The 24940-nt window shown below is 67.7% G+C and carries 23 protein-coding genes; 10 read left to right on the top strand and 13 right to left on the bottom strand.

Annotated features, from left to right (window positions below; genetic code table 11):
- Positions 1 to 16: 16 nt before the first annotated feature.
- Together G8760_RS14395 and G8760_RS14390 are read right to left on the bottom strand one after the other, a co-directional pair.
- Positions 17 to 1012, bottom strand: a complete 996-nt coding sequence (locus G8760_RS14395; RefSeq protein WP_166352286.1) for a GNAT family N-acetyltransferase — start codon at positions 1010 to 1012, stop codon at positions 17 to 19.
- 84 nt (positions 1013 to 1096) lie between these two features.
- Complete coding sequence (locus G8760_RS14390; protein WP_166352284.1) at positions 1097 to 1723, bottom strand: TetR/AcrR family transcriptional regulator; 627 nt, start codon at positions 1721 to 1723, stop codon at positions 1097 to 1099.
- A 75-nt stretch (positions 1724 to 1798) separates the two neighbouring features.
- Between G8760_RS14390 and G8760_RS14385 the strand changes: the two genes are divergently transcribed.
- Complete coding sequence (locus G8760_RS14385) at positions 1799 to 2743, top strand: SDR family NAD(P)-dependent oxidoreductase (RefSeq protein ID WP_166352282.1); 945 nt, start codon at positions 1799 to 1801, stop codon at positions 2741 to 2743.
- Between the two features lie 6 nt (positions 2744 to 2749).
- On the opposite strand, the gene glmM is transcribed toward G8760_RS14385, so the two are convergent.
- From glmM to G8760_RS14330, 11 genes are all read right to left on the bottom strand, one after another.
- Entirely contained in the window at positions 2750 to 4102 is a 1353-nt protein-coding gene (gene glmM, locus G8760_RS14380) for a phosphoglucosamine mutase (RefSeq protein WP_166352280.1), read from the bottom strand.
- A gap of 259 nt (positions 4103 to 4361) precedes the next feature.
- Positions 4362 to 4862: a 30S ribosomal protein S9 gene (gene rpsI / locus G8760_RS14375; RefSeq protein ID WP_207782361.1), complete on the bottom strand. Its 501-nt coding sequence runs from the start codon at positions 4860 to 4862 to the stop codon at positions 4362 to 4364.
- Between the two features lie 14 nt (positions 4863 to 4876).
- Positions 4877 to 5320: a 50S ribosomal protein L13 gene (rplM, locus tag G8760_RS14370; protein ID WP_166352278.1), complete on the bottom strand. Its 444-nt coding sequence runs from the start codon at positions 5318 to 5320 to the stop codon at positions 4877 to 4879.
- Between the two features lie 670 nt (positions 5321 to 5990).
- Positions 5991 to 7667: an ATP-binding cassette domain-containing protein gene (locus tag G8760_RS30850; RefSeq protein WP_166352276.1), complete on the bottom strand. Its 1677-nt coding sequence runs from the start codon at positions 7665 to 7667 to the stop codon at positions 5991 to 5993.
- 86 nt (positions 7668 to 7753) lie between these two features.
- Positions 7754 to 8167 carry an MmcQ/YjbR family DNA-binding protein gene (locus G8760_RS14360; RefSeq protein WP_166352274.1) on the bottom strand — a complete coding sequence of 138 codons (414 nt, stop codon included), beginning with the start codon at positions 8165 to 8167 and terminating at the stop codon, positions 7754 to 7756.
- 38 nt (positions 8168 to 8205) lie between these two features.
- Positions 8206 to 8985: an SDR family NAD(P)-dependent oxidoreductase gene (locus tag G8760_RS14355; protein ID WP_166352272.1), complete on the bottom strand. Its 780-nt coding sequence runs from the start codon at positions 8983 to 8985 to the stop codon at positions 8206 to 8208.
- A gap of 52 nt (positions 8986 to 9037) precedes the next feature.
- Positions 9038 to 10375: an oligopeptide/dipeptide ABC transporter ATP-binding protein gene (locus G8760_RS14350; RefSeq protein WP_207782360.1), complete on the bottom strand. Its 1338-nt coding sequence runs from the start codon at positions 10373 to 10375 to the stop codon at positions 9038 to 9040.
- A complete protein-coding gene (locus G8760_RS14345; protein WP_166352270.1) occupies positions 10359 to 11381 on the bottom strand; it encodes an ABC transporter ATP-binding protein in 1023 nt (340 codons plus the stop codon). Before G8760_RS14345 ends, G8760_RS14350 begins: the two co-directional genes overlap by 17 nt.
- Positions 11378 to 12427 carry an ABC transporter permease subunit gene (locus G8760_RS14340; protein ID WP_166352734.1) on the bottom strand — a complete coding sequence of 350 codons (1050 nt, stop codon included), beginning with the start codon at positions 12425 to 12427 and terminating at the stop codon, positions 11378 to 11380. The genes G8760_RS14345 and G8760_RS14340 overlap by 4 nt, the downstream gene beginning before the upstream one ends.
- Positions 12428 to 12459: 32 nt before the next feature.
- Entirely contained in the window at positions 12460 to 13491 is a 1032-nt protein-coding gene (locus tag G8760_RS14335; RefSeq protein WP_166352268.1) for an ABC transporter permease, read from the bottom strand.
- Between the two features lie 278 nt (positions 13492 to 13769).
- Positions 13770 to 15623 carry an ABC transporter substrate-binding protein gene (locus G8760_RS14330; RefSeq protein ID WP_166352266.1) on the bottom strand — a complete coding sequence of 618 codons (1854 nt, stop codon included), beginning with the start codon at positions 15621 to 15623 and terminating at the stop codon, positions 13770 to 13772.
- Between the two features lie 314 nt (positions 15624 to 15937).
- Between G8760_RS14330 and G8760_RS14325 the strand changes: the two genes are divergently transcribed.
- From G8760_RS14325 to G8760_RS14285, 9 genes are read left to right on the top strand one after another with little or no spacing between them, the layout of a single operon-like run.
- Positions 15938 to 17095: an NAD(P)/FAD-dependent oxidoreductase gene (locus tag G8760_RS14325; RefSeq protein ID WP_166352264.1), complete on the top strand. Its 1158-nt coding sequence runs from the start codon at positions 15938 to 15940 to the stop codon at positions 17093 to 17095.
- Entirely contained in the window at positions 17092 to 17370 is a 279-nt protein-coding gene (locus G8760_RS14320; RefSeq protein ID WP_166352262.1) for a (2Fe-2S)-binding protein, read from the top strand. The genes G8760_RS14325 and G8760_RS14320 overlap by 4 nt, the downstream gene beginning before the upstream one ends.
- Positions 17354 to 18823 carry an FAD/NAD(P)-dependent oxidoreductase gene (locus tag G8760_RS14315; RefSeq protein ID WP_166352260.1) on the top strand — a complete coding sequence of 490 codons (1470 nt, stop codon included), beginning with the start codon at positions 17354 to 17356 and terminating at the stop codon, positions 18821 to 18823. The genes G8760_RS14320 and G8760_RS14315 overlap by 17 nt, the downstream gene beginning before the upstream one ends.
- Positions 18820 to 19710: a dihydrodipicolinate synthase family protein gene (locus G8760_RS14310; protein ID WP_166352258.1), complete on the top strand. Its 891-nt coding sequence runs from the start codon at positions 18820 to 18822 to the stop codon at positions 19708 to 19710. Before G8760_RS14315 ends, G8760_RS14310 begins: the two co-directional genes overlap by 4 nt.
- Positions 19711 to 19759: 49 nt before the next feature.
- The gene (locus tag G8760_RS14305) at positions 19760 to 20746 is read left to right on the top strand and encodes a proline racemase family protein (RefSeq protein WP_166352256.1); all 987 of its coding nucleotides are present in this window, start codon (positions 19760 to 19762) and stop codon (positions 20744 to 20746) included.
- A complete protein-coding gene (locus G8760_RS14300; protein ID WP_166352254.1) occupies positions 20743 to 21645 on the top strand; it encodes a carbohydrate ABC transporter permease in 903 nt (300 codons plus the stop codon). Before G8760_RS14305 ends, G8760_RS14300 begins: the two co-directional genes overlap by 4 nt.
- Entirely contained in the window at positions 21642 to 22955 is a 1314-nt protein-coding gene (locus G8760_RS14295; RefSeq protein ID WP_166352252.1) for an ABC transporter substrate-binding protein, read from the top strand. The genes G8760_RS14300 and G8760_RS14295 overlap by 4 nt, the downstream gene beginning before the upstream one ends.
- The gene (locus tag G8760_RS14290; RefSeq protein ID WP_166352250.1) at positions 22952 to 23995 is read left to right on the top strand and encodes an ABC transporter ATP-binding protein; all 1044 of its coding nucleotides are present in this window, start codon (positions 22952 to 22954) and stop codon (positions 23993 to 23995) included. Before G8760_RS14295 ends, G8760_RS14290 begins: the two co-directional genes overlap by 4 nt.
- A complete protein-coding gene (locus G8760_RS14285) occupies positions 23992 to 24906 on the top strand; it encodes a carbohydrate ABC transporter permease (RefSeq protein ID WP_166352248.1) in 915 nt (304 codons plus the stop codon). Before G8760_RS14290 ends, G8760_RS14285 begins: the two co-directional genes overlap by 4 nt.
- Positions 24907 to 24940 lie beyond the last annotated feature (34 nt).

The following is a 24940-nucleotide window of genomic DNA, read 5'->3' as shown; positions in this document are numbered from 1 at the left end:
AGTCAAAAGCCAATGATCATGGGAGGGGGCGCTGGTAGCCGGCGGTCCACCCTTCCACCCGGTAGCCCAGTGTCTCGTTGATGCTGATCATGTGAGCGTTGGAGTCCGCATTCCACGTCCAGATGGCCTGCACGCCGGGCCGGTCGTCCAGGAGCTGGCGGAAGTTGGCTGCTTTGAGCAGCAGGCCGAGCCGATGTCCTCGGTGGGCCGGATCGACCACGGTGGAGTCCTGGAACCCAGCGTCGTCACTGTGCTCAGACAACGACACACGAGTCAGACCCGCCAAGGAACCGTCCGGCGCGACGGCCATCGCACCCCACTCCCGGCGTTCCATGAGCGCCGCCCGCTCCTCCGACGACCGGATCCTGGCGGCGTCCCATACCTCGGCCTCGTAGTCGAGTTCACCGAGAGGCGCATCGGTGCTCAGCCGCCCTTCCAGGCGGGCAAGCTCGTCGACGTGCTCGTCGGGGACCCGGTCCTTCCACGTCACAAGCTCGTAGCCGGAGGCGTAGGGACGGGCGTCCTCTTCCGCCTTGGCAATCGCGTCGAGGTCGAATGGTGGTCGTTGTACCCGTGCGATCTCGGTGATCCGCCGGGTGAAGCCATGGTGTTCGGCGAAGTGAGTGCCCGCCGTCTCCGGGCTCTGCGTCGGCCCCTCCAGGAAGGACAGCTGACTGGTGCGGCCCGCGTCGACGGAGGCTTGGGTCACCGTCTGAAGCAGCGCGGTGCCGATGCCCTGCCGACGCGCATCGGGTCGAACCCAGATCTCCGGCTCGGCCAACGTGAGGTTGTCCCGCAGGGGCAAGGCCAGCCCCGCGGCGCCGACGGCACGCCCCGCTTCCTCGGCGAGCCAGAGTTTGACATCGTAATCCGCGCGCCCAGTACGCAGCACCCTCAGCTCGCTCAGCGTATATCGCGGGCCGTGCGGGTAGTCAGCGGTATACGCCTGGATATGAACGTCGTACCAGGCGTCGAAGGTGGCGTCGGTGGACGCGATGGGCCGGATCTGCATGTCTCAAGAGTGCGGCGCCCCGCAAGCCGCCGCAACAGAATTTCTCCGGACGCCGAGACGACCGTTCAGCGTCTATCTACCGGTTCAGGAAGAGTTGAGTTCGTCTAGCCGATCGAAAGTGGCGTCCACGGCGTCGGCAAGCCCGGAAAGGCCACCCCGCGTGCCGTCCGCACCGCCTGCGGCGATCACCGAACTGGCAGCTCCGTAACATGCCGCGGCGAGCGAGGCCGCAAGGATAGCGGTGTCGGCATCGGCACCGTTCCTCTGGAGAACTTCACAGCTGGCATGGACGTACCTGCGCTCTTTGAGGAGCTGGCGTGCCATCAGTGCTGGGTTCTCCCGTAGCAGCCGCTCTCGCAGTACTAGCCAGCCGGAGTGCTGTTCAACAGACGACGCCAATGCCCGGATGCCCGTCCGGGTGATCTCGGTGGCGACAGCCAGGTTGGCCCCGATGGGGCCATGTCGCTTCGCCGCGGTGTCCAGCTCGGTGACCAGTACATCGAGTAGCTCACCGTCGTCTGCGAACAGCACCTCCTGTTTGTCGCGGAAATAGCGGAAGAAGGTGGTACGGCCCACTTCAGCACGGGCGGCGATCTGGTCTACGGTCACGCCGTCGAATCCGGACTCAGCGAACAGTGTCATCGCGGCGGCCACGATGGCGTCCCGGGTACGACGCTGTTTACGTTCGCGGAGGGACATTGTCACGGCCATGCGCCAATGGTAAACCTGGGCCTCCGTACGTTATGGTACTCAGTACCATATTGAACGACGTCCTTGAGGAGCCTCATGTCCCCGTCTTCCGCCCTCGTCACCGGCGCGTCGTCCGGCCTCGGCCGGCACGTGGCCACCGAACTCGCCCGCCAAGGCTGGAACGTCATCCTCGGGTGCCGTGACCAAAGCCGCGGTGCTGCCGTCGCGGCAGAAATCAACCGCCAGTTTCCCGGCGCCTCCGCGTATGTCCTGCCGATGGACCTCGCCTCGTTCGATTCCATCCGGGCGGCTGTAGCCAGCCTCACCGACCAACCGCCATCGGCACCGCTACGCGCACTGGTGTGCAACGCGGGTATTCAGGTGGTTGACGGCGTACGTCGCACCGTCGACGGCCACGAGCTCACCTTTGGCACCAACCACCTGGGTCACTTCCTACTCATCAATCTGCTTCTGGACCAGCTCGTGGCACCCGCACGGATCGTCCTGGTGTCCAGCGGCACCCATTTCGGCCCGCATCGTGCACTCGGCTTCCCCGGACCTCGCTGGGCTGATCCCCGGGTCCTCGCCGATCCCGACGCTGTCCACCTGGGTCAGACAGCCAAAGATGGGCGGATCCGATACGCGACGTCGAAACTGGCGAACATCTACACCACCTACGAACTCAGCCGCCGCCTCGCCGACCAGGACGTGACAGCCACCGCCTTCGACCCTGGGCTAATGCCAAGTACCGGTCTTGATCGTGACTATCCGAGCCGGACCCAGCGCATCTACCGGCGGCTGGCACCCGTGCTCGTACGGCTCGTTCCGGGAGCGCGGCATCCGCAATGCTCCGCCACCGACCTCGCCTGGCTGGTGACCAGCGCAGAGGTTGCGGACATCAGCGGGAGATACTTCGTCGGCCGACGACCTAAGCGATCCTCGAAAGCATCCTACGACGAGGTTCTCGCCGCCCAGCTCTGGGACCGCTCGCACGAACTGGTGGGCTCCCCAGCCCGCCCAGCACCCCCGAAGCTCCCCTGACCGGGCTCATTCGGCCAGCGTCAGGGAGGATCGGACCACGTCGGCCAGCTGCTTGGCAACCGCCTCGGCCTGCTCCGCCGTCGCGGCCTCGACCATAACCCTTACCAAGGGTTCAGTGCCGGACGGACGCAGCAGTACCCGCCCAGTGTGTCCGAGCTCTGCCTCCGCCGCCGCGACGGCCTCACGGATGTTGTGGTCACTGGCGACCCGGCGCTTGTCTACGCCGCCGACATTGACCAGGACCTGCGGGAGCTTCTCGACGACGCCCGCCAACTCGCTCAGCGGGCGTCCAGTGTGTGACATCTGCGCGAGCAGATGAGTCGCGGTGAGCACACCGTCACCGGTGGTGCTGTGATCGAGCAAGATCACATGCCCGGACTGCTCGCCACCTAGGGCATAGCCGTGGTCTTTCATCGCCTCCAGCACGTAACGGTCACCGACGGCGGTATCGACCACGGTAATCCCTGCCGCCTGCATCGCAAGTCGCAGTCCTTCATTGGACATCACCGTCGCCACCACCGTGTCATGGCGCAACCGACCCTGCTCCTGCATCGCCAGTGCGAGGACGGCCAAAATACGATCGCCGTCGACGACCTGCCCGTCCGCGTCCACCGCCAGACAACGATCGGCGTCACCGTCATGAGCGATCCCGACGTCGGCACCGTGTTCAGCAACCGCTTGAATCAGGAGGTCGAGATGGGTTGAACCACAGCCAGCGTTGATGTTGAGCCCATCAGGTTCGGCGCAGATAGCGACGACGTCCGCACCTAGACGCCTCAGCACCTCTGGAGCGGCCTCGTACGCCGCGCCGTGGGCGCAGTCCACGACGACCTTCAGCCCGTCGAGCCGGTAGGGGGCAGAACCCACCACATGGGCGACGTAGGTCTCCACGCCCTCCGGGTAGTCATGAACCCGCCCGACCGCAGCACCCGTGGGACGTTTCCAAGGCTCGCGTAGCCGAGCCTCGATGGCGTCTTCGATCGCGTCGTCGAGTTTGTGCCCACCGCGGGCGAAGAACTTGATGCCGTTGTCTGGCATCGGGTTGTGACTGGCCGACAACATCACACCAAGATCCGCGTTGAGCCGCCCGGTCAGGAAGGCCACCGCCGGGGTGGGCAACACCCCAACCCGCAAGACGTCGAGCCCGGCACTCGCGAGGCCCGCGACAACAGCTGCCTCAAGGAACTCACCCGACGCACGTGGGTCGCGGCCGACGACGGCCGTAGGCCGCTCGACACCGAAAGCTCCGGCCTCGGCGAGCACGTGTGCGGCCGCCACCGACAGGTCAAGGGCCAACTCCGCGGTGAGATCGACGTTGGCCAACCCCCGTACGCCATCGGTTCCGAACAGGCTCGCCACGTATCTACTCCTTGGCTCGGGGCCGGGTCTATACCCTCACGGCTCGTGCAAATCCACGATGGCACCGCCGACCCGCGGATACACGTTCGGCCCCGGAGTGAGTCTCCCCGGGGCCGAACCATGCTAAGCGTGTTACCCGTAGCGCCGCTACGGGCCGGTTTCATCACACTGATACGCGCACACGTGCCGCCGCGCCCGGATGAGCGCAGCCATGGAGTCCGCCGCCAGCGTCACCGGCCTGGCGGACATCCGGTGCAGATCAGCGCTTGCTGTACTGGGAAGCCTTCCGGGCCTTCTTGAGTCCAGCCTTCTTACGCTCGGTGACGCGGGCGTCACGAGTGAGGAAGCCAGCCTTCTTCAGCACCGGGCGGTTGTTGTCGGCGTCGGCCTCGTTCAGCGCGCGAGCAATAGCGAGGCGCAGCGCGCCAGCCTGCCCGGAGGTGCCGCCACCGTCGAGGCGAGCCGCGACGTCGTACTTGCCGTCCAGCTCCAGCTCGACAAACGGCGAACGGATCAGCTGCTGGTGAACCTTGTTCGGGAAGTACTCGTCGAGCGGGCGGCCGTTGATCTTCCACTGGCCGGTGCCAGGTGCGATACGTACCCGCGCGATGGCCTCCTTACGGCGGCCGGTGGCGGTGGCAGGCTCGATGGCGGAGAAACGCGACGGCGTCGACTCGGACGTGAACGTCTCGGTCGTGGCCTCCTCGGCCCCGGTCTCAGCGGTGGTCTCGGTCATGTCCTCACTCACGGTGGTGGTCATGGTGTTCATCACGCTCACTGGGTGAGCTGGCCGATCTCGAATTGAGCCGGCTTCTGGGCCTGGTGCGGGTGCTCCGGACCGGCGTAGACCTTCAGCTTGGTCAGCATCTTGCGACCCATGCTGTTGTGCGGCAGCATCCCCTTGACCGCCTTCTCGATGACGCGGCGCGGGTTCTTCTGCAGCAGCTCGGCGTAGGTGGTGGAGCGAAGGCCACCCGGGCGACCGGAGTGCCGGTAGTCGATCTTCTGCTCCAGCTTGTTGCCACTCAGCGCGATCTTGTCCGCATTGATGACGACGACGAAGTCGCCGGTGTCGATGTGCGGAGCGTAGGTGGGCTTGTGCTTGCCACGCAGCAAGGTGGCAACATGGGAGGCGAGCCGGCCGAGGACGACGTCGGTGGCGTCGATGACATGCCACTGACGCTCGACATCACCGGGCTTGGGGCTATACGTGCGCACGGTCGTAGGCCTTCGCTAGGTCGGAGGATGGTTCCGGTCTGGGCGTGCCACCACCCGATAGCAGGCAGCTACCGACACGCACAACGACGACCTAGATTACTCGCCTCAGGGCCACGCGGTCAAAACAGCGCCCCCCACCCCACTTTGTCACCTGATCGTCGTTTGTGCGCCTGATCGTTCTCATGGCGACGATCAGATGCGCACCGCCACCGTTAACCGCGGCAAACCCCGGGTGAGCACACCTCGTCACATCTCACCTCATGGACATATGGCGATCAGATGTCGTAAGAGCGGCTCAGGCCTCGCGTTGCGCATCTGATCGCCAGCGCACGCCTGGGACGGTGACGTGTCGTGCGCGGCACGGCGAGGTGTCGTGCGTGGCACGGTGAGGTGCCGTAAACGTGGGCACTTTGTCCGATTTGTGGAACCGCTCAGCGTGCCACCCTCTGCGAAGATCAACGGCGGCCACCAGCACGATGAACGAACTCTGGCGATCAGATGCAAGGAGCCGCGTGTTCGCCCCTGTCACAGCATCTGATCCACGAGCGTCCGAAACGTGAGACTTGAGCGGATGCACAGGTCCGTTGTTGACCGCGGTGAGCCGAGGCTTCGCGCATCTGATCGTCGCCATGAGAACGATCAGGCGCACAAACGACGATCAGGTGCACAACTAGCGGGGGCGGGCGACGCGGGCTTCATCCCACACCGGCTCTGGGGATTCGTACACCGCACCGTCGGCACCGAACACGAGGAACCGGTCGAAGTCACGCGCAAACCAGCGATCGTGGGTTACCGCCAGGACTGTCCCCTCGAATGCGGCCAGACCATCCTGCAGTGCCTCGGCCGACACAAGGTCGAGGTTGTCGGTCGGCTCGTCCAGCAGGAGCAGCGTGGCGCCGGACAGTTCCAGTAGCAGGATCTGGAACCTCGCCTGCTGACCGCCGGACAACGAGTCGAACGCCTGCTCAGCTGCGTAGGCCAGCTCGTATCGGTCGAGTACGCGCCCGGCGTCCTCCCGGGGCAGGCCGACGCGTCGGCCGTCGCCGCGATGCAGCACCTCCAGCAGCGTACGGCCGGCCAGCTCCGGATGCTCGTGCGTCTGCGCGAACCATCCCGGGCGCACCCGCGCGCCCAGCCGAGCGATACCGGAGTGGCGGACCGGCTCGACCGGAACGTCGCCTACCGGCAGGTGCTCGGTCTCCGGGGCGGTGCCGCCGCCGGCGAGCAACCGCAGAAAGTGGGACTTGCCGGATCCATTCGATCCGAGCACCGCGACCCGCTCACCGAACCACACCTCGAGGTCGAAGGGCCGCATCAGGCCGGTCAGCTCCAACCCTTCGCACACCACGGCCCGTTTGCCGGTGCGCCCGCCCCGCAGCCGCATGCGGACGTTCTGCTCGCGCGGCTGCGCCTCGGGTGGTCCGGCCTCCTCGAACCGTCGCAGCCGGGTCTGTGCCGATCGGTATCGCGACGCCATGCCGGAGTTGTACGCCGCCTTCTGTTTGTACATTTGCACGAGTGCCGTCAGCTTCGCGTGTTCGTCGTCCCAGCGTCGACGCAGTTCTTCCAGCCGGGCGAACCTGTTCTGCCGGGCTTCGTGGTACGAGGCGAACCCGCCTGGGTGTACCCACGCGGTGTTGCCCGCGGCGCCAAGTTCGACCGTCACGACGTGGGTGGCGGTGCGGGCCAGCAGTTCACGATCGTGGCTGACGTAGAGGACCGTCTTGGGGGTCTCCGCGAGCCGTTCCTCCAGCCACCGCTTACCTGGCACGTCGAGGAAGTTGTCCGGCTCGTCGAGGAGCAAAACTTCGTCCGGACCATGTAGCAGGGCCTCAAGGACCAGCCTCTTCTGCTCACCGCCCGACAACGACGACACCTGTCGCCACCGGCACCTCTCGTACGGCACGCCGAGGGCTGACATGGTGCACACGTCCCACCGGACCTCCGCCTCGTAACCGCCGGCGTCGGCCCACTCGGCCAGCGCCGTGGCGTAAGCCAGCTGGGCTGGTTCGTCGTCGCGTTCCATCATCGCCAGCTCGGCATCGTCGACGGCCGCGGCCGCACGGCGCACCCGCGGCGGTGCCACCGACAGCAGCAGGGAACGGACGTCCTCGACGTCGCGGGCGACGAACTGCCGCATGATGCCCAGCCCACCGCTGCGGGTCACCGCACCTTCGTGTGGGTTGAGATCGCCCCCGACGATCCGCAGGAGCGTGGTCTTGCCCGAGCCGTTGGCACCAACCAGGGCCACCTTGGCGCCGTCCCCCACGCGGAACGAGACGTCGTCGAGCAACACCCTCCCGTCCGGCAGGGTGAAGGAGATCGAGTTCAGGTCGACGTGGCCCACAAACAGTCAGTGTCGGACAGCTGCCGGACCGATGTCGACCGAATTTCACCTGCCCTGCGCGGCCGGCGAACGGTGCCGGTGTTCGGTCACGGTTCGGGATCCTCGAGCTGGCTGCTCAGCCGCCGCGGCGCCCGGAACCGGTAACTCTCCACGAGTAGTTCGGCGATGTCGTCCCAGTCGGTGCCGGGGTCGAGCACGACCCCCATGATGTTGGGCGCCCACGGTGGTCGGAAGAACGGAGGGCCATAGCTGCTCAGCGCTTCGACGTCCGGATCCGGGGCGTAGAACGTGAGCACGACGAGGGGCCCGTCGGCGCCCACCGCACGGGCGTAGGCCGGCGGCCAGCCGGAGTCGACCAGCACGACGTGGGCGAAGGTGCGCGTACCCACCCGCCACCGGGTACCGACCCAGGCGGCCTCCTCGACGCATTCGGGCAACCGCAGGCACAACGAGCGTAGGTGCTCGGCCACGCCGCCCGGAACCTCCGCTGAGTCCCTCACCCTGCCTCCTTACCGAAGGTGTGCGCCCTCGCAGCCGTTCAAGGGGTCCCGGTGACGCCGCCGTCTACCCGGAGATTGACACCGTTGATGTACCCGGCGCGGGGGCTGGCGAGGAAGGTGACGGCGTCGGCGATGTCTTCCACCCGCCCGAGCCGTCCGGATGGGTTGGCGGCGCCCACCGCGTCGGCCTCCATCTGGGCACGATCCAGCCGCCGCCCAGCACGGCGTCGGAGCAGATCTTCCGACGACGGCGTGAGGATCACGCCGGGGCTGACGCAGTTGGCGGTGACACCGGTACCCGACAGATGCTGGGCCAGACTCGTCGTCATGTTGACGACCGCGGCTTTGGCCGCCGAGTATTCCACCATCGTGGGCAGTGGAGTGGTGACCGCACGGCTACCGATGTTGATCACCCGCCCCCACCGGTTCTCCTGCATCGCCGGCAGCACCGCCTGAGTGACCTGCACCGCCGTCAACACATTGGCCTCGAACGCCGCCAGCCAGTCACGTGGGCGTGCGCCACACCAGTCATGTTCGGCGAACGGGCCGGCATTGTTCACGAGGATGTCGACGCCGAACGCGTTAGCCGCCGACCCGACGTCGTCCGCGACACCATCGAGGGTCAGGTCGCCGAGCACCACACCCGTATCCGCTCCGGATGAGCGGATCCGTTTGGCCACCCGCTGGGCAGCGTCCGGGTCCCGCCCGTGCACCAGCACCGCGCATCCTTCCGCGGCCAACGTGTGCGCGATGGCGGCGCCGATGCCGCCGCTGCTGCCGGTGACGAGGGCGCGCCGCCCGGCTAACTCCAGATCCATGACGGTGACGCTAACAGCCTGCGCCGACGGCCGTCGTCGGCGCAGCCCGCGATCAGCCGCGTCGTTCTGCTCCTTCGGGGCGCAACCGTGGGTCGTGCAGGTGGCAAGCTACGTCCACACCACCACTACGCAACAGGCCCGGATCGCTGCCTTCGTGGAACCGGACCACGACGGTGTCGTCATCGGTCTCGACCCCCACCACACCGCGCCACAAGGGGTCGTCCGGGGTCTCGGCCTGCGCCTCCTCCATCAACCCAGCCAGTTCGGACACCTGGCGGTTCGAGGGAACTCGGATCCGCGCCGTGCCGTCACCTACCTTGACGTCGTCGAGGGCTGCTACCAGCGGCTGCTCGTTGGCGAAGACATCCTCGCCCAAGCGGGTCCAACGACGCTCGAACATCGCCCGGAGGTCGCGCGCCTCCCAGCCACACGGCTCGAAGGCCAGCGGGCAGCGCGGATGGAATGAGCAGCCGTGCGGCGGCGCAGCGGCGTCGGGGATCTCACCGCGGGGCAGGTCCCGAGGCACCCGCCGTTCCGGGTCCGGGTCGGGCACCGCACCGAGCAGGGCTCGGGTGTACGGGTGCTTCGGGTCGGCGAAGATCTCCTCGGTCGGCCCCAGCTCCACCACCCGGCCCAGGTACATGATGGCGACCCGGTCGCAGAAGAACTTCGCGGTAGCGAGGTCGTGGGTGATGTACACGTAGGTGAGATCCAGCTCGCGCTTGAGATCGAGCATCAGCTCGAGGATCTTCGCCCGAACACTCATGTCGAGCATCGAGATCGGCTCGTCGGCCACCAGTAGTTCCGGACCGCAGATGATGGCCCGAGCGATCACTGCTCGCTGCTTCTGCCCGCCGGACAGCTCAGCCGGCAGTTTGTCCAAGAACTGGTGGGCCGGCGTCAACCCAACCCGCTCCAGGGCGTCGATCACCCGGTCTCGGGCTTCGGCCCGCGACGACACCAGCCCGTGGATACGCAGCGGGTGCCCGATAGCGGTGCGGAGATCCATGGTCGGGTTGAGAGCGGCATGGGGGTCCTGGAACACCATCTGCAGCCGCCGCCGGAGCACACGCAGCCGCCGCTGGGGCAACGAGGCGAGGTCGTCGGCACCATAACGGATCTGTCCCGACGTGGGGCGCACCAGTCCGAGCAACGCCCGGCCCAGCGTCGTCTTGCCGCTGCCGGACTCACCAACGAGTCCGAGCACCTCACCACGGCGCAGCAGTACGTTGACACCGTCGACGGCCTTCACCGTCTCGCCGGCGCTGCCGAGGAGGCGAGCCAGGGCGCTGGACCGCAGATCGAAGTGGACCTCGAGGTCCCGCATCTCCATGAGGACATCCTGATCGGTGCCCTCCGCAGTGGGCTGGATGTCAGGCTTCGTCGGCAACGGTGATCTCCTCCCGCACCAGGATTTCCCGGCCGCCGTCCGGCATGAGTTCGTCCGGGCCGTGCAGCCAGCATTCGACCGTCTGTGGTCCTACCGGCACCCGCTCGGGGAACCGCTGTGGGCACACCTGCATGGCTTTGGGGCAGCGCGGATGGAATCGACAGCCGGATGGTGGATTGATCAGGTCCGGTGGTGCACCGGGGATGTAGTGCAGGCCGGTCGTCGACAGGGAGATCGTCGAGCGGAGCAATTCCTGCGTGTAGGGATGCTGGGGTCGAGCGAAGACGTCATTGACCGGCCCCTGCTCGACGATCCGCCCGGCGTACATCACCGCGACACGGTCACAGGCCTCCGCCACGATGCCCAGGTTGTGGGTGATGAACAGGAGCGACGTGTCGAAGTTACGTCGAAGGTCGGCGAGGATGCCGATGATTTGAGCTTCCACCAGAACGTCCAGCGCGGTGGTGGGTTCGTCGGCGACGACGAATGCCGGCCGCAGCACCAACGCCAGCGCGATCATGATCCGTTGCCGCATGCCACCGGAGAATTCGTGCGGGTAGGCGCGGTACCTGGTGGGCGGGATGCCCATCGCTCGCAGCACCTCGATGCTGCGGTGTTTGGCCTCGCCCTTCGGCAGGTCGGGTTCGTGTGCCTTCAGGGTCTCCTCGAAGTGCTCGCTGATGCGCAGCAGCGGGTTCAACCGAGTGAGGGGCTCCTGGAAGATCAGTCCGAGTTCCGGGCCCCGCAGCCGCTGGATTTCTCGCGCGCTGGCCTCGACGAGGTTGCGGTCCTGGTAGATCACCTCACCGTCGAGGTGTGCGCCTCGCGGCAACAGCCCCAGCACACCACGGCCCAGCGTGGATTTCCCACAGCCGGACTCACCCACAAGACCCAGCACCTCACCCGGCCGCAGGTCGAACGTCACACCGTCGACAGCGCGTGCCGGGCCGTGTTCGGTGCCATACCAGACCCGTAACTCGCGTACCGAGAGAACCGGCTCGGTCACCTCACATCACCCTTCCTGAGGTCGTCGACGGAACCGGTGGTGCCGGCCGTGCCGCCGGCGGCGTCGTCGCGCCGGGCTGTTGCCCGGTCGATGCTCGGCATGGTGATGGACACCAGGCGCCGCACCCGGATGGCTGGGTTCATCGTCTCGTTCAGGCCTTCACCCATCAACGTCAACCCCATAACCAGCAAGACGATGGCGAGACCGGGGAATAGGCCGGTCCACCAGATGCCGGTGCCCGCGTCGGCCACCGCCCGCTGCAGGTCGTATCCCCATTCGGATGCCTCGGTGGGCTGGATGCCATAACCGAGGAAGCCGAGACCGGCCAGCGTCAGGATCGCGTCGGCCGCGTTGAGGGTGGCGATGACCGGCACACTTTGGACCACGTTGGACAGCAGGTACCTGAGCATGATGGTGATGGGCCGAGCGCCCATGGCTCGAGCCGCCTCGACGTAGGTCTGTTCCTTCGCGCTGATCGTCGCCGCGCGTACCACCCGGAAGTACTGAGGGATGTAGACAGCGGTGATCGCCAACGCCGCTGTCGCCGTGCCCCCGCCGACGTGCTCGGCGAGCAGGAAGGCGACGACGATGGCCAGCAGCAGGGCCGGCAGGGCGTAGAGCGAATCCATGATCATGACGAGTACGCGGTCCACCCAGCGGCCGATGAAGCCGGCCAGCAGGCCCAGAAGCACCCCGATGAACAGCGAGAACGCCAGCGCGAGCAGAACCACCGTGACGGCGGTCCGGGCGCCCCAGACCACCCGGCTGAATACGTCGAATCCCTGCGTACTGGTCCCGAACCAGTGGTCGCCGCCGGGTTCGAGGTGATTGCCGAACCTTTCACCGGTGGCGTCGGCGACCTGTGAGAACCCGTATGGTGCGATCAGCGGTGAGAACACCGCCATCACCAGCATCAAACAGACCAGCACGGTTCCGCTGATCAGCATGAACCGGCCTACGCCGTGGGAGTTCCGGTAGGGCCGGGCGATGCCGCTGAGGAAACGCCGGAGCCGAGTGCGCCCCCGACCGCCGCCCACGTCACCCATGTCGCTCGGCGGAGGAACCGCTGCGGTAGCCATCAGTACCTCACCCTCGGGTCGATGATCGCGTTGATGATGTCGATCAACAACGACGCCGTGACCACGACCAGTGCGAACAGCGTGATGACACCCTGCACGGCTACGTAGTCGCGGTTTTCCAGATACCGCACGAGCTGGCTACCGATTCCGTTCCAGTTGAAGGTCTGTTCGGTCAGGATCGCCCCTCCCATCAGCAACGCCACTTGCAGCCCGAGGATCGTCACGAACGGCACCATGGCGTTGCGGAAGGCATGCTGAATGACCACCTTCCGTTCGGGTATGCCACGCGACCGCGCCGCCTCGACGTAGTCGCTGCGCAGCGTCTGGATCAGGTTGATCCGGATGATCCGCATGAAGATCCCCGACAAGAGCAGTCCGAGCGTGAGCGCCGGAAGGATCAGGTGTTGAACCCCGTTCCAGAAGGCGCTGGTATCTCCGGCGAGCAGGGCGTCCACGAGGAAGATGTTGGTTCGTGATTCCACCGTGGCCAGCACGATCGGGCTGGCTTGGGAGCTTGATGGCAACCACCCGAGCCCTCGGGCGAAAGCGAGTTGGAACAACAGCCCGAGGAAGAACACGGGGGCGGCGTAGGTGAGGATGCCGAACACCCGCAGGGAAGCGTCGAACGGGGTGTCCCGGAACCTGCCGGCGAGCAACCCCAGCGGGACACCAACCACCATCGCCACCAGGAACGCCGCCGCCGTGAGGGTCAGCGTCGCGCCGCCGTTGACCGTGAAGATCTGCGTCACGGGACGGTTGTCGATGATGGTGTGACCGAAGTCGAGAGTGAAGATCCCGGTGATGTATTCCCAGTACTGGACGAAGATCGATCGATCGTATCCAGCCGCGGCGCGTAGCTCGGCGAGTTGCTCAGGGGTCCGTTGGCCGCCGAGAGCGACGCTGATGGGGTCACCGGGCGCCACCCGCATGAGGATGAACACGATCGTCAGGATCACCAGAACCTGCGGGACGAAGAGCAGTACCCGGGTCAACAAGTACGTGCGCAGCGACCCCGAGGTGCGAGTCGACAACCGAACACCAGCCTTCCAGTCAACGGTGCCGCGTCAGGCTACGCGGCACCCCGCACGTGATCGTGCCGGCCGACACCACCCGCCGAGCGGACGGGGACTCGGATGGCGACCGACGAGCCCGTCTGCTGGCAGGTACGCACCGGCCGGCACGATCTGAGGGATTCATGTTCGCCGAGACAGTCGCGGCCTTGGAGGCCACGCGGAATGGGGCGTCGGGTAGTGAGCGGGGCAGGATGCCCGGGCCCGCGAACCCGACGATGCCCATTCTGCGCGGTCTCTTAGTCGGCCACTCCTGACACGACGTTGTAGTAGAAGATGAACGACGGGTCGAGAGTTTCCTCGACACCGGTGACACCGTCCCGGATGGCCGCGATCTGGTCACGCTGCCACAGCTGGATCACCGGAACCTCCTCGGCGACGATCTCCGAAGCCCGTTCCACCGCGGCGACCCGGGCGTCCTGGTCGGTGTCGGTGAGGATGGTGTTGATCAGGTCATCCATCTCGTCGTTGGCGAAGCCGTTGTTGAGGAAGTTGGTGTCCTCGTCGGAATGGTAGAAGCCGGTGATGTAGTTCGACGGGTCCGGGTGGTCGGGGAACCAACCGAGGTCGAAGGCGTCCATACTTCCGTCGCTGAACGTCGTCGAGTACTGCGCCCAGGACAACTGCTCCAGGTTGACGTCGAACAAACCCGTGTCTTCGAGCTGCCGCTGGATCTCGCCGTACATGTCGCCGATCTCTTCACCGTAGCGGTCCGGCATCCACCAGAGGTCGAACGATACCGGGGTGTCGATGCCGGCGTCGTCGAGCAGACGCGTCGCTTCATCCACATCCGGCTCGCCGTACCGGTCGAGGTAGCTGGGCACGTGGCCGGCCACACCCTCGGGCACCGGGCCGTACAGCGGCGAGACCGTGCCGCGGTACACCGACTCGGCGATCGTCTCGCGGTCGATGACCTGGGCGATGGCCTGCCGGATTGCCAGGTCTTCCAGTGGCTCGCGGCCGGTCTGCAGCACCATGTAGTTGATCTCGGTGCCTTCACCGGTGACCACCTGCACGCCCCGATCGGCGCCGCGCTCCTGCAAATCGGCGATGTCGGTGACGGCGAGGCTGCGGTAGGCGATCATCACTTCGCCTTCCTCGATCGCCTGCTTCAGCGCCGACGGCTGCTGGTAGAACTGGATCACGACGCCACTGTTGTTGACCTGTTTGTCGCCGGCGTAGTTCTCGTTGACACCAAGGCGGATCTGCTGCGTGGTGTCGAACGCCTCGATCTGGTAGGGCCCAGACCCGAAAGCCTGATCGTTCGGCTGAAGCTCATCGGCCGGATAGCTCATCGGGACGATAGCGGCGGCGCCAGTGGTCAGAATGTACGGGAAGACCGCGTCCGCCGACTCCAGGCTGAAGGCCACCGTGTACTCATCGCGGGCCTCAACCGACTCGATGCCCGACAGCAGCGCCCAGCCGTTGGACTCGTGCTGGATGTTGAGGTTGCGTTCGATCGAGTGAACGACGTTCTCGGCGGTCAACTCGGTGTCGTCGGCGAACATCTGGCCTTGTCGGACCACACAGACGAAGGTGGTGTCGTCTTCCCAGTCGCAGCTTTCGGCGGCGTCTGGCTGGGGGTCGGTCTCGCCGAGCGGCACGGCGAGGAGCCGCTGATAGGTGTTGTAGACGACGTTCCAGGACGGCTTGTCGTATGCCCCCGCCGGGTCGACGTTGGTCACTGTGTCGGTGGTGCCGAGGATGACCGGCAGCGCGGTGTCGACCTCGTCGCCATTGCCGTTGCCGTTGTCATCGGTGGCTGCGCCGTTGTCGTCACCACCGTCGTCGCCGTTGCCATTGCCGTTGTCGTCGCCGCCACACGCCGCCAGCACCAGGGCCAACGCGGCGCCGACAGCGAGCGGCAACGCGACGCGTCTCCTTGGTTGGTCCGCGCCGAGATCGGCGATCGTGGATGCTCTGAACCTTCGTCCGCGCATCGGGTTCACCTCGATGTCCTTGGTATGAGCCGGGGTGGGTTCTCCACCGAGAGCGGTGTTTCCCTGACCTACCGGTGAGCAGGCCAGGCCGTCCGGTGCGTTCGCGCCCGCGCCGGATCCGTCGACCCGTCGTTGGGCACCTGCCGGTCTCACCGACGGTCCGCCGGGCTGACCCGGCGACCGACCGGACGTGCGACGGGTGCCACCACACCCCGATGCCAGCGCATTGGGGCTGCCTCCGCCGTTCCGCACTCGATCGATCACCGGCTCGTTCCCGCCGTTCCTTAGGCGAGACCTGCCTCGCAGCGTAGTCCTAACCCGAACCCGAACTGAACGACCCAGGATCCCACTCCCGTAACGATCCGATCACACGGATCGAAGCGTTCCGACAGGTGATGGAGCGGGCAACGGGTCCGCTCCATCACCTGTCGCGAGATGCGCGCTCACCAGTGTGCGACGGCCCGCCCATGTGCCATATTGCGCCTGTGCCTGCCGCTCCTGATGTCGTGGTCATCGGGGCAGGTGTGGTTGGTGCGGCCTGCGCCTGGCACGCCGCACGGGCGGGACTACGGGTCACCGTCGTCGATCGCGGTCCGGTGGCGTCCGGCACCACCGGCGCCGGTGAGGGCAACATCCTGGTCTCCGACAAACCCGCCGGCCCGGAACTCGAGCTGGCCCTGCTGTCGGCCCGGCTGTGGTCCGACCTGGCCGCTGAGTTGGGTGGGTTCGAGCACCACGACAAAGGCGGTCTGGTGGTGGCGGCCTCGGAGAGCGCCCACCAGAACCTCCTCGACACCGGCCTCGGCCAGCAGGCGGCCGGCGTGACGGCGACCCCGGTGGCCCCCGACGACCTGCCCGGCTACGAGCCGCACCTCGCGGGCGACCTCGCCGGCGGTATGTACTACCCCCAGGACGCACAGGTGCAGCCCATGTTGGCGGCGGCCCGGATGCTCGCCGACGCCAGGGGGCACGGCGGCGCCGAGCTACGTACTGGTGTGCAGGTCACCGGCTTGTTGCGGGACGGTGAGCGGGTGGTCGGAGTAGACACCACCAGCGGCTCCATTCCTGCGGCGGCGGTCGTCAACGCCGCCGGCACGTGGGGTGGGCAGGTGGCCGAGTTGGCCGGCGTCCACCTCCCCGTGCTTCCCCGCCGTGGTTTCGTCCTGGTGACCGAACCCGTACCGGTGCTCGTCCGGCACAAGGTCTACGCGGCTGAATACGTCTCCGACGTCGCCAGTGCCGACGCCGGCCTTCACACGTCGCCGGTGGTGGAAGGCACCGACGCCGGCCCCATCTTGATCGGCTCCAGTCGGGAGCGAGTCGGTTTCGACCGCTCCATGCCCGCGGAGATCCTGCGCACTCTGGCTGCCGCCGCGGTCCGGCTGTTCCCGGTGCTGGCCCGGGTCAACGTCATCCGCGCCTACCGCGGCTTCCGGCCCTACTGCCCGGACCACCTGCCGGTGATCGGCCCCGACCCGCGCGCTCCTGGCCTGTGGCACGCCTGCGGGCACGAGGGTGCGGGGGTGTGCCTGGCCGCGGCCACCGGGCACGTGATCGCGGCGAGCCTGGCCGGCCGGTCTACCGAGGTGGATCTCGTTCCGTTCCGACCGGAGCGGTTCGGATGAGCCCGCCACCGCCGACGTTCGACTTCGACGGTCAGGCCATCCCGTTCCGGCCCGGTCAGAGTGTCGGTGCGGCATTACTCGCCGCCGGCATCCGTTCATGGCGTACCACTCGCGTCGGCGGCCGGCCGCGGGGGATGTTCTGCGGCATCGGAGTGTGCTTCGACTGCTTGGTGATCGTCGACGGCCAGCCGAACCAGCGAGCCTGTCTCGTCCCCGCCCGGGCCGAGACAGACGTGCGCAGGCAGGAGGGAAGTGGCCATGGCAATCTCTCGTGACTCGTCTGCCGACGCCCGGGTCGATGTCCTCGTGCTCGGCGCCGGCCCGGCCGGGCTGGCCGCCGCGACGGCCGCCGTGCACGCGGGGGCACGGGTGACCGTCGTCGACGCTGGTCCGACGCCCGGCGGACAGTACTGGAGGCATCCACCCGGCTCGTCGCCTCCGGGTATCGGCCAACACCCCACCACGCGCGTCTATCGAATGCTGGCGGAGACGGTCCGGGCCCGCACCAGGTACCTGTCCGGGCACGACGTGTGGGCCGTCGAGCGTGACGATGACGGATTCGCCGCGCACACCGTGCATGAAGGCGCCGAAGTCACCGTCCACGCCCGGCGCCTGGTCCTGGCCACCGGGGCACACGACCGCTCGCTACCGTTCCCCGGCTGGGACCTGCCCGGGGTGTACAGCGCCGGCGGCGCCCAATCATTGTGGAAGGGGCACCGGGTCACCATCGGCCCACGGGTAGCTGTTGGTGGCACCGGGCCGTTCCTCCTTCCCGTCGCCGCCGACCTCGCCGCACACGGTGCGCGGGTGGTCGGGGTGTTCGAGGCGAACCACCCACGATCGTGGAGCCGGCACCTGCCGGCTGTCACCAGCTCGGTTGGTACGTTCCTCCGCGGCGCCGGCCACGTCGCCACGCTGAGCCGCCATCGGGTGCGGCCGCGGGTCCGGCACGCAGTGGTCGCCGCCCACGGTGACGACCACGTCGAAGCGGTGACGGTGGTGCGGCTCACTCCCGAATGGACCGTCGTGCCCGGATCGTCACGAGTAGTGGAATGTGATGCCGTGGCGGTGGGCTGGGGCTTCACGCCGCGCCTGGAACTACCGCTCGCGCTGGGTTGTACCACTCGCCTGGGCGCCGACGGCTCGCTGGTGGTGCGGGTGGACGATCACCAGGCTACCGACGTCACCGGGGTCTACGCCGCCGGTGAGGTGTGTGGGGTCGGCGGGGCGGCACTGGCCGTCGTCGAAGGTGAGCTGGCCGGCCTAGCGGCCGCGGGGGCGAGAGCAGTGCCCGACCGCGACCGGCTCGCCCGGTTGCTCGGTCGACGGGCGCAGCTTCGCCGTTTCGCGCAGGCCATCCACGAGGTGTATCCGGTGCGTCCCGGTTGGCTGAGCTGGCTGCGCCCAGACACCCTCGTCTGCCGGTGTGAAGAGGTCACCGTCGCCACTGTCACCAATGCCGTGCACGAACTCGGGGCCACCGATGCCCGCTCCGTCAAGCTGCTTACCCGGGCCGGGATGGGATGGTGCCAAGGGCGCATGTGCGGCACCGGAGTTGCGGCTCTGGCCGGCGCCGAGGCAGGCACCGCCGCAACACCGCATGCCTTCGCCGAACGCCCGGTCGCCACCCCGATTCCCCTCGGGCTACTCGGCCGCGTCGAGAAGCCGCCGCTCCAGCCCGGACCGGCTCCGGTCCCGTCGCACAACAGGAAGGATCGACCTCTATGACCGTCACTCCGCGCCAGCCCTGGCACGGCGTCCTCGTCGCGACGGCGTTGCCGTTCCGTGCCGACCTCTCAGTGGACCTCGACCGATTCGCCGATCACGTACGTTGGCTGGCAGCCGCCGGCTGTCACGGGGTCTGCCCCAACGGTTCACTGGGCGAGTACCAAGTGCTCACCGCCGACGAGCGGGCGGCCGTGGTCCGCACCGCGGTCGACGTCGCTCCGGACGGGTTCGCGGTGGTGCCGGGTGTGGGAGCCTACGGCGCGTTCGAGGCCCGCCGCTGGGCCGAAGCCGCCGCCGAGGCGGGCGCCCAGGCGGTGCTGAGCCTGCCGCCCAACACCTATCGGGGCGACGACCGTGCCGTCGTACAGCACTACCGCGAGGTCGCCGCGGCCGGCCTGCCGGTGGTGGCCTACAACAACCCGATCGACACGAAGATCGACCTCCAGCCGGAGCTGTTGGCCGCGCTGCACGGTGAAGGGCTGATCGTCGGTGTCAAGGAGTTCACCGGCGATCCCCGGCGGGGTTACCGGATCGCCGAGCTCGCACCCGAACTGGACCTGATCATCGGTACCGACGACTCCGTGCTCGAACTGGCGTTGGCCGGTGCCAAGGGCTGGATCGCGGGTTTCCCCAACTCGCTGCCACGGCTGTGTGTGGACCTGTATGAGGCCGCGCTCGCCCACGATCTCGACACCGCGTTGCCGTTGTACCGTGACCTGCATCCCCTGTTGCGGTGGGACTATCGCACGGAGTTCGTCCAGGCGATCAAGTTGTCGATGGACGTCGCCGGCCGCTACGGCGGGCCGTGCCGGCCACCCCGGCAACCACTCCTGGCCGATCAGGAGGAGGAGATCCGCCACACCATGTCCATGATCATGAACACTTGACCGGGTCATAACCCGGATAAGTGTTCATGATCACCGGAGGGAGGGGTCCATGTACGACGCTGTCGACTCGCACACCGAAGGTATGCCCACGCGGGTGATCACCGGGGGCGTAGGCACCCTGCCCGGGGCCACGATGGCGCAGCGGCGCCAGTGGTTCATCGAGAACTCCGACGGCATACGCCGGCTACTGATGAACGAGCCCCGCGGCCACCCAGCCATGAGCGGCGCCATCCTGCAACCCCCCACTCGGCCCGACGCCGACGCGGGTGTGCTGTTCATCGAGGTGTCCGGCTGCCTGCCCATGTGTGGCCACGGCACCATCGGGGTGGCCACCGTCCTCGTCGAAACCGGGCGGGTGGAGGTCACGGAGCCGGTCACCACGATCCGCCTCGACACACCGGCCGGTCTCGTCGTCGCCGAGGTGACCGTCCGCGACGGCTCCGCGGAATCGGTGACCATTCGCAACGTCGCCTCGTACAGCCACGAACTCGACGCCACCGTGCACCTACCCGGCCACGGTGAACTCACCTACGACATCGCGTACGGCGGCAACTTCTATGCGATCCTGCCGCTGGACCAGGTAGGGCTCCCCTTCGACCGGGCGCAGAAGCAGCGGATCCTGGACACCGGGCTGGCCATCATGGCGGCGATCAACGAGCAGCGCCGCCCCGTCCATCCGGAACGGCCGGACATCGCCGGCTGCCACCACGTCCAGTTCCTGGCCCCCGGGGCGAACGCCCGGCACTCTCGACATGCCATGGCCATCCATCCGGGCTGGTTCGACCGCTCGCCATGTGGCACCGGCACCTCCGCCCGGATGGCTCAGCTGCACGCTCGCGGCGAGTTGCCGATCGACGCCGAGTTCGTCAACGAGTCGTTCGTCGGCACCCGGTTCGTCGGGCGGCTGGTAGGCGAGGACACCGTCGGTGGTCACATCGCCGTGGTGCCCACCATCACCGGGCGAGCCTGGATCACCGGTAGGGCCCAGTACGTCGTCGATCCCACCGATCCGTTTCCCGAAGGTTTCGTCCTTTGACGGTTCTGGGCACCCCGTCCAAGCCAGGACGGCGTGAGCGCGACCGGGCCCGAACTCGGGCCGGCGTCCGCGCCGTCGGCCGGGTCGCCGGCAGGTTCGTCGTGCCAACCATCCTCGCAGCGGTCTTCGCGGCACCGCTGTGGTTCATGGTGGTCGGATCGCTGCGCCCCGCCGGGTCGCCGCCGCCGCGGACCCTCGAGGTCCTGCCGCCGGATCCGACACTCGACGCCTACACGCGGCTCCCCGAACTGATCCCGCTGTTCACCTATCTCGGGAACTCCGCCCTCGTGGTCGCGCTGGCGGTGCCGCTGACGGTGGTGGTCGCCGCGCTGACCGGCTTCGGCCTGCGGATCATGACACCGCCCCACCGCCGCCGCGCGGTGCTGGGACTACTCGTCGTCCTGCTGGTGCCGGTCACCGCGGTGTGGGCAACCCGCTTCGAGGTCTTCCGGCTGGCCGGCGTCGTCGATACGTACATCCCGTTGCTGGCCCCGGCGCTACTCGCGGTCAGCCCGTTCCTCGTACTGCTCTATGCCTGGAGCTTCGGCGGCATCCCGGACAGCCAGTTGCAGGCCGCCCGCCTGGAGGGCGCACACTGGCTGACCATCTGGCGGCGGCTGGCGCTCCCCCAGGTCCGGCCGGCGACCCTGGCGGTGGCCGTGCTCGCCTTCACCTTCCACTGGGCCAATTTCATCGACCCGCTGCTCTACCTGCAACGCGGCGACTTGTACACGTTCCCGCTGGGGTTGCAGTTCTTGCGGTTGCTGAACCCGACCGACTGGCCGTTGCTGATGGCCGGCTGCGTGATCGCCACCCTCCCCTGCGTGGTGGTGTTCCTACTGGCGCAGCGCATCCTGCTGAGTGACGACCCCTTGAGTGCCTTGAGGAGACGACGTTGACCCGCTTCACGCGTTGGGTGACCGCGCTGCTCGCTGCCACGGCTCTGGCGGCCTGCTCGGGCGGAACGGGCGACGGTGACGGCGACGGCCCCGGAACCGGACCGGCCGCACGGATCACCGTCGTACTGTTCGGTGACGCCGAGGAGGTCGCGGGCTACCGCGATCTGGTCGAGGCGTTCGAGGCGGCCAACCCCGATGTCAGCGTCGACCTCTCCCCGGTAGCCACCCAGGACGAGCTGATGGCCCGGCTGACGACGTCGTTCGCCGGTGGCAACCCGCCCGACGTGTTCCTGCTGAACTTCCGCCGATATGGCCAGTTCGCCGCGGAAGCCGCGATCGAGCCGGCCCAGTCCTACCTCGATACCAGTGACGTTCTCGACGAGGCCGATTTCAGCCCGGCCGCCCTGGATGCGTTCCGGTTCGACGGCAACGAGTTGACGTGCCTACCTCAGAACCTCTCGTCGCTGGTGGTCTACTACAACAAGGACATGTTCGAGGCCGCCGGCATCCCGTTGCCACGCGACGGCTGGGACTGGGACGAGTTTCGGGCCGCTGCCCAGGCACTCACCGGTGATGGCAGCTACGGCCTCGGCACTGAGGTGATGATCATCCGGCTGGCTCCGTTCATCTGGTCCAACGGCGGCGACGTCGTCGACGACCCGGACCACCCGAGCACCCTGACCCTGACCGGCGACCCAGCCACCCGGGCTGCCGTCGACTGGTTCCTGGACCTCCAGTTGGTGCACGGTGTGGTCCCGCCGGACATCGAGGAACAGAGCGAAACCAGCCAGGCCCGGTTCCTCCGCGGCACCCTCGGCATGTACCTCGACAGCCGGGTGGCGGTCCCAGTGCTCCGCGGCATCGACGGGTTCGAGTGGGACGTCGCACCGCTGCCGGTCGCACCGGGCGGCGAGCCGGCGAGCATCCTGCACAGCGACGCCTACTGCATGAGCGCCGACCTTCCCGACCACACCAGCGCCTGGCGGTTCATCGAGTTCGCCACGGATGTCACCGGCCAGGAGATCCTCGCCGACTCGGGCCGGACCGTCCCTTCGCGGCTCGACGTCGCCACCTCGGACCTCTTCCTCGAACCAACCGAGCCGCCGGCATCGTCGCACGTCTTTCTCGACGCCGAACCGCACCTGCGCACGACGCCGCGGACCGGGACGTGGTCGCGGGTGGAGCGCGAGGCGAACGCCCTGCTGGAGGAGGTCTTCTACGGCCGGGTCGAACGGGAGGAAGGACTCCGGCGGCTGGAAGAGGACCTACGTCCGTTGTTCACCCTCGATGGTGGGGGTGGCCGTCCGTGAACACACCAACCGAGGCTCCGCCGGATGGACGGCGCGAAGGTGCGAGTATCCGGCTCGCTGGGCTGGCGAAGTCCTATGGCACGGTCGCCGCGTTGTGCGGGGTCGACCTGGAAGTAGGCGCCGGGGAGCTGGTGACGATCGTCGGCCCGTCGGGCTCTGGAAAATCGACGATCCTGCGGCTGATCGCCGGCCTGGAGCGGCCCGACGCTGGGCAGGTCGTCGTCGATGGCCAGGATGTCGTCGACGTGCCCCCGCACCGGCGCTCGGTAGCGATGGTCTTCCAGGACTACGCGCTCTACCCACACCTCACCGTCCGGGACAACCTCCGGTTCGGGCTGCGGGTACGCCGGGTAGCCCGCGCCGAGGCGGACCGACGAGCGGAGGCGGCCGCCCGCCGCTTAGACATCGCTGAGCTGCTGGACCGTCATCCCGACGAGATGTCCGGCGGGCAACGGCAGCGGGTGGCGCTGGCCCGCGCCCTAGTCCGCGATCCCAGCGTTTACCTCCTCGACGAGCCGCTGGCCAGCCTGGATACCCAGTTGCGGATCACCACACGGTCCGATCTGCTGGCCATCCACCGCCAACTCGGGACAACCACGTTGCACGTCACGCACGATCAGGCGGAGGCGATGACGATGGGCGACCGGGTCGTGATCGTGGAAGGTGGCCGGGTCCGCCAGGTCGGCCCACCTCAGGAGGTCTACGACGCACCCGCCGACACGTTCGTCGCCCGCTTCCTCGGCAGTCCGGCCATGAACCTGACGCCCGGCGGCGGAGTGCTGGGCCATCCCGAGGACAGCGTCGCCGGGGTCCGACCAGAAGACCTCACGATCGACGACGACGGGCCGATCGAGGCCACCGTGGAGGCGGTGGAGGCCCTCGGCAGCGAGGCCGTGCTGTTGACCCGGTGCGGGGACGGGACGGCGCTGGCCGTCCGGACCGGCCCCCGGCCCGACGTGCGGCCCGGCGACCCGATCCGGCTGCGAGCCAGCCCCGACCGTATCCACCGGTTCGACGCGCGGACGGGGCTGCGCCGATGACCACGTCAGCGGGTCCGCCGCCGACGTCGCGGCGACCGGGCAGCGCGCCACGCACCATGACCGGGTGGGTGTTCCTCGCGCCGTACGCGGCCGCCGTGGTGGTGCTCATCGCTCTGCCCGCGCTGCTCAACGTCGGCTACGCGTTCACCGACCACACCGGGCTGACGAGGGACCCTCAGTTCGTCGGCTTCGACAACGTCCAGCGGCTGACGTCCGACACGTTCTTCGTGGACAGCCTGGAGGCGTCGCTGTTCCATGTCGCGTTGTCGGTGCCGCTACGGCTGTTGGCGGCCGTTGGTCTCGGTCTGTTGCTGGCCGCGCCCCGCCCCGGCGGTCGCTGGTTCCGCACCGCGGTGTACCTGCCCACCGTCATCCCGGACGTCGCCCTGGCTGTCCTGTTCCTGTGGGTACTCAACCCGCTGTACGGGCCACTGAACCAGCTGCTGGGCCTGTTCGGGCTGCCGGCCTTCAACTGGCTGGCCGAACCGACCACCGCCCGGGTGGGCGTGGTCTTGATGCTGCTGTTCCCGATCGGCGAGGGGTTCATCGTTGTCCTCGCCGCCCGCCGGCTGCTGGACAACCGGCTCTACGAGGCGGCCGCTTTGGAAGGGTGCGGGCCGTTCGGCCAGCTGCGCCGGATCACCCTGCCGCTGCTGGCACCCATCCTCGTGCTCCTGGCGGTGCGCGACACGATTCTGACGTTGCAGGTGAACTTCGTCCCCGCGTACGTGCTCACCGACGGCCGGCCGGCCAACGCGACGTTGTATCTCCCGGTGTACATCTTCGACCAGGCATTCGAGTTCTCCGGCTTCGCCTACGGCGCACTGATCACTATCGTTCTGATGCTGATCACCACCGCCATCATCACGGCGTTACTACTGGTGGTCCGGCGCTGGCGCATCCTCCGCTGACGCCCCCGCACTCCTCCCATGATCATGAACACTT

The organism is Phytoactinopolyspora limicola (genome assembly GCF_011320225.1).
In the GTDB taxonomy this organism is placed as follows: domain Bacteria; phylum Actinomycetota; class Actinomycetes; order Jiangellales; family Jiangellaceae; genus Phytoactinopolyspora; species Phytoactinopolyspora limicola.
Note: the sequence above shows the minus strand (reverse complement) of the source record. Positions and strands in the feature narration are given on the sequence as shown.

Coding starts and splice junctions, on each gene's coding strand:
- G8760_RS14395 (WP_166352286.1), bottom strand. CDS start 1,012: ATGCAGATCCGGCCCATCGCGTCCACCGACGCCACCTTCGACGCCTGG.
- G8760_RS14390 (WP_166352284.1), bottom strand. CDS start 1,723: ATGGCCGTGACAATGTCCCTCCGCGAACGTAAACAGCGTCGTACCCGG.
- G8760_RS14385 (WP_166352282.1), top strand. CDS start 1,799: ATGTCCCCGTCTTCCGCCCTCGTCACCGGCGCGTCGTCCGGCCTCGGC.
- rpsI (WP_207782361.1), bottom strand. CDS start 4,862: ATGACCACCACCGTGAGTGAGGACATGACCGAGACCACCGCTGAGACC.
- G8760_RS14355 (WP_166352272.1), bottom strand. CDS start 8,985: ATGGATCTGGAGTTAGCCGGGCGGCGCGCCCTCGTCACCGGCAGCAGC.
- G8760_RS14340 (WP_166352734.1), bottom strand. CDS start 12,427: ATGGGTGACGTGGGCGGCGGTCGGGGGCGCACTCGGCTCCGGCGTTTC.
- G8760_RS14325 (WP_166352264.1), top strand. CDS start 15,938: ATGTGCCATATTGCGCCTGTGCCTGCCGCTCCTGATGTCGTGGTCATC.
- G8760_RS14320 (WP_166352262.1), top strand. CDS start 17,092: ATGAGCCCGCCACCGCCGACGTTCGACTTCGACGGTCAGGCCATCCCG.
- G8760_RS14315 (WP_166352260.1), top strand. CDS start 17,354: ATGGCAATCTCTCGTGACTCGTCTGCCGACGCCCGGGTCGATGTCCTC.
- G8760_RS14310 (WP_166352258.1), top strand. CDS start 18,820: ATGACCGTCACTCCGCGCCAGCCCTGGCACGGCGTCCTCGTCGCGACG.
- G8760_RS14305 (WP_166352256.1), top strand. CDS start 19,760: ATGTACGACGCTGTCGACTCGCACACCGAAGGTATGCCCACGCGGGTG.
- G8760_RS14285 (WP_166352248.1), top strand. CDS start 23,992: ATGACCACGTCAGCGGGTCCGCCGCCGACGTCGCGGCGACCGGGCAGC.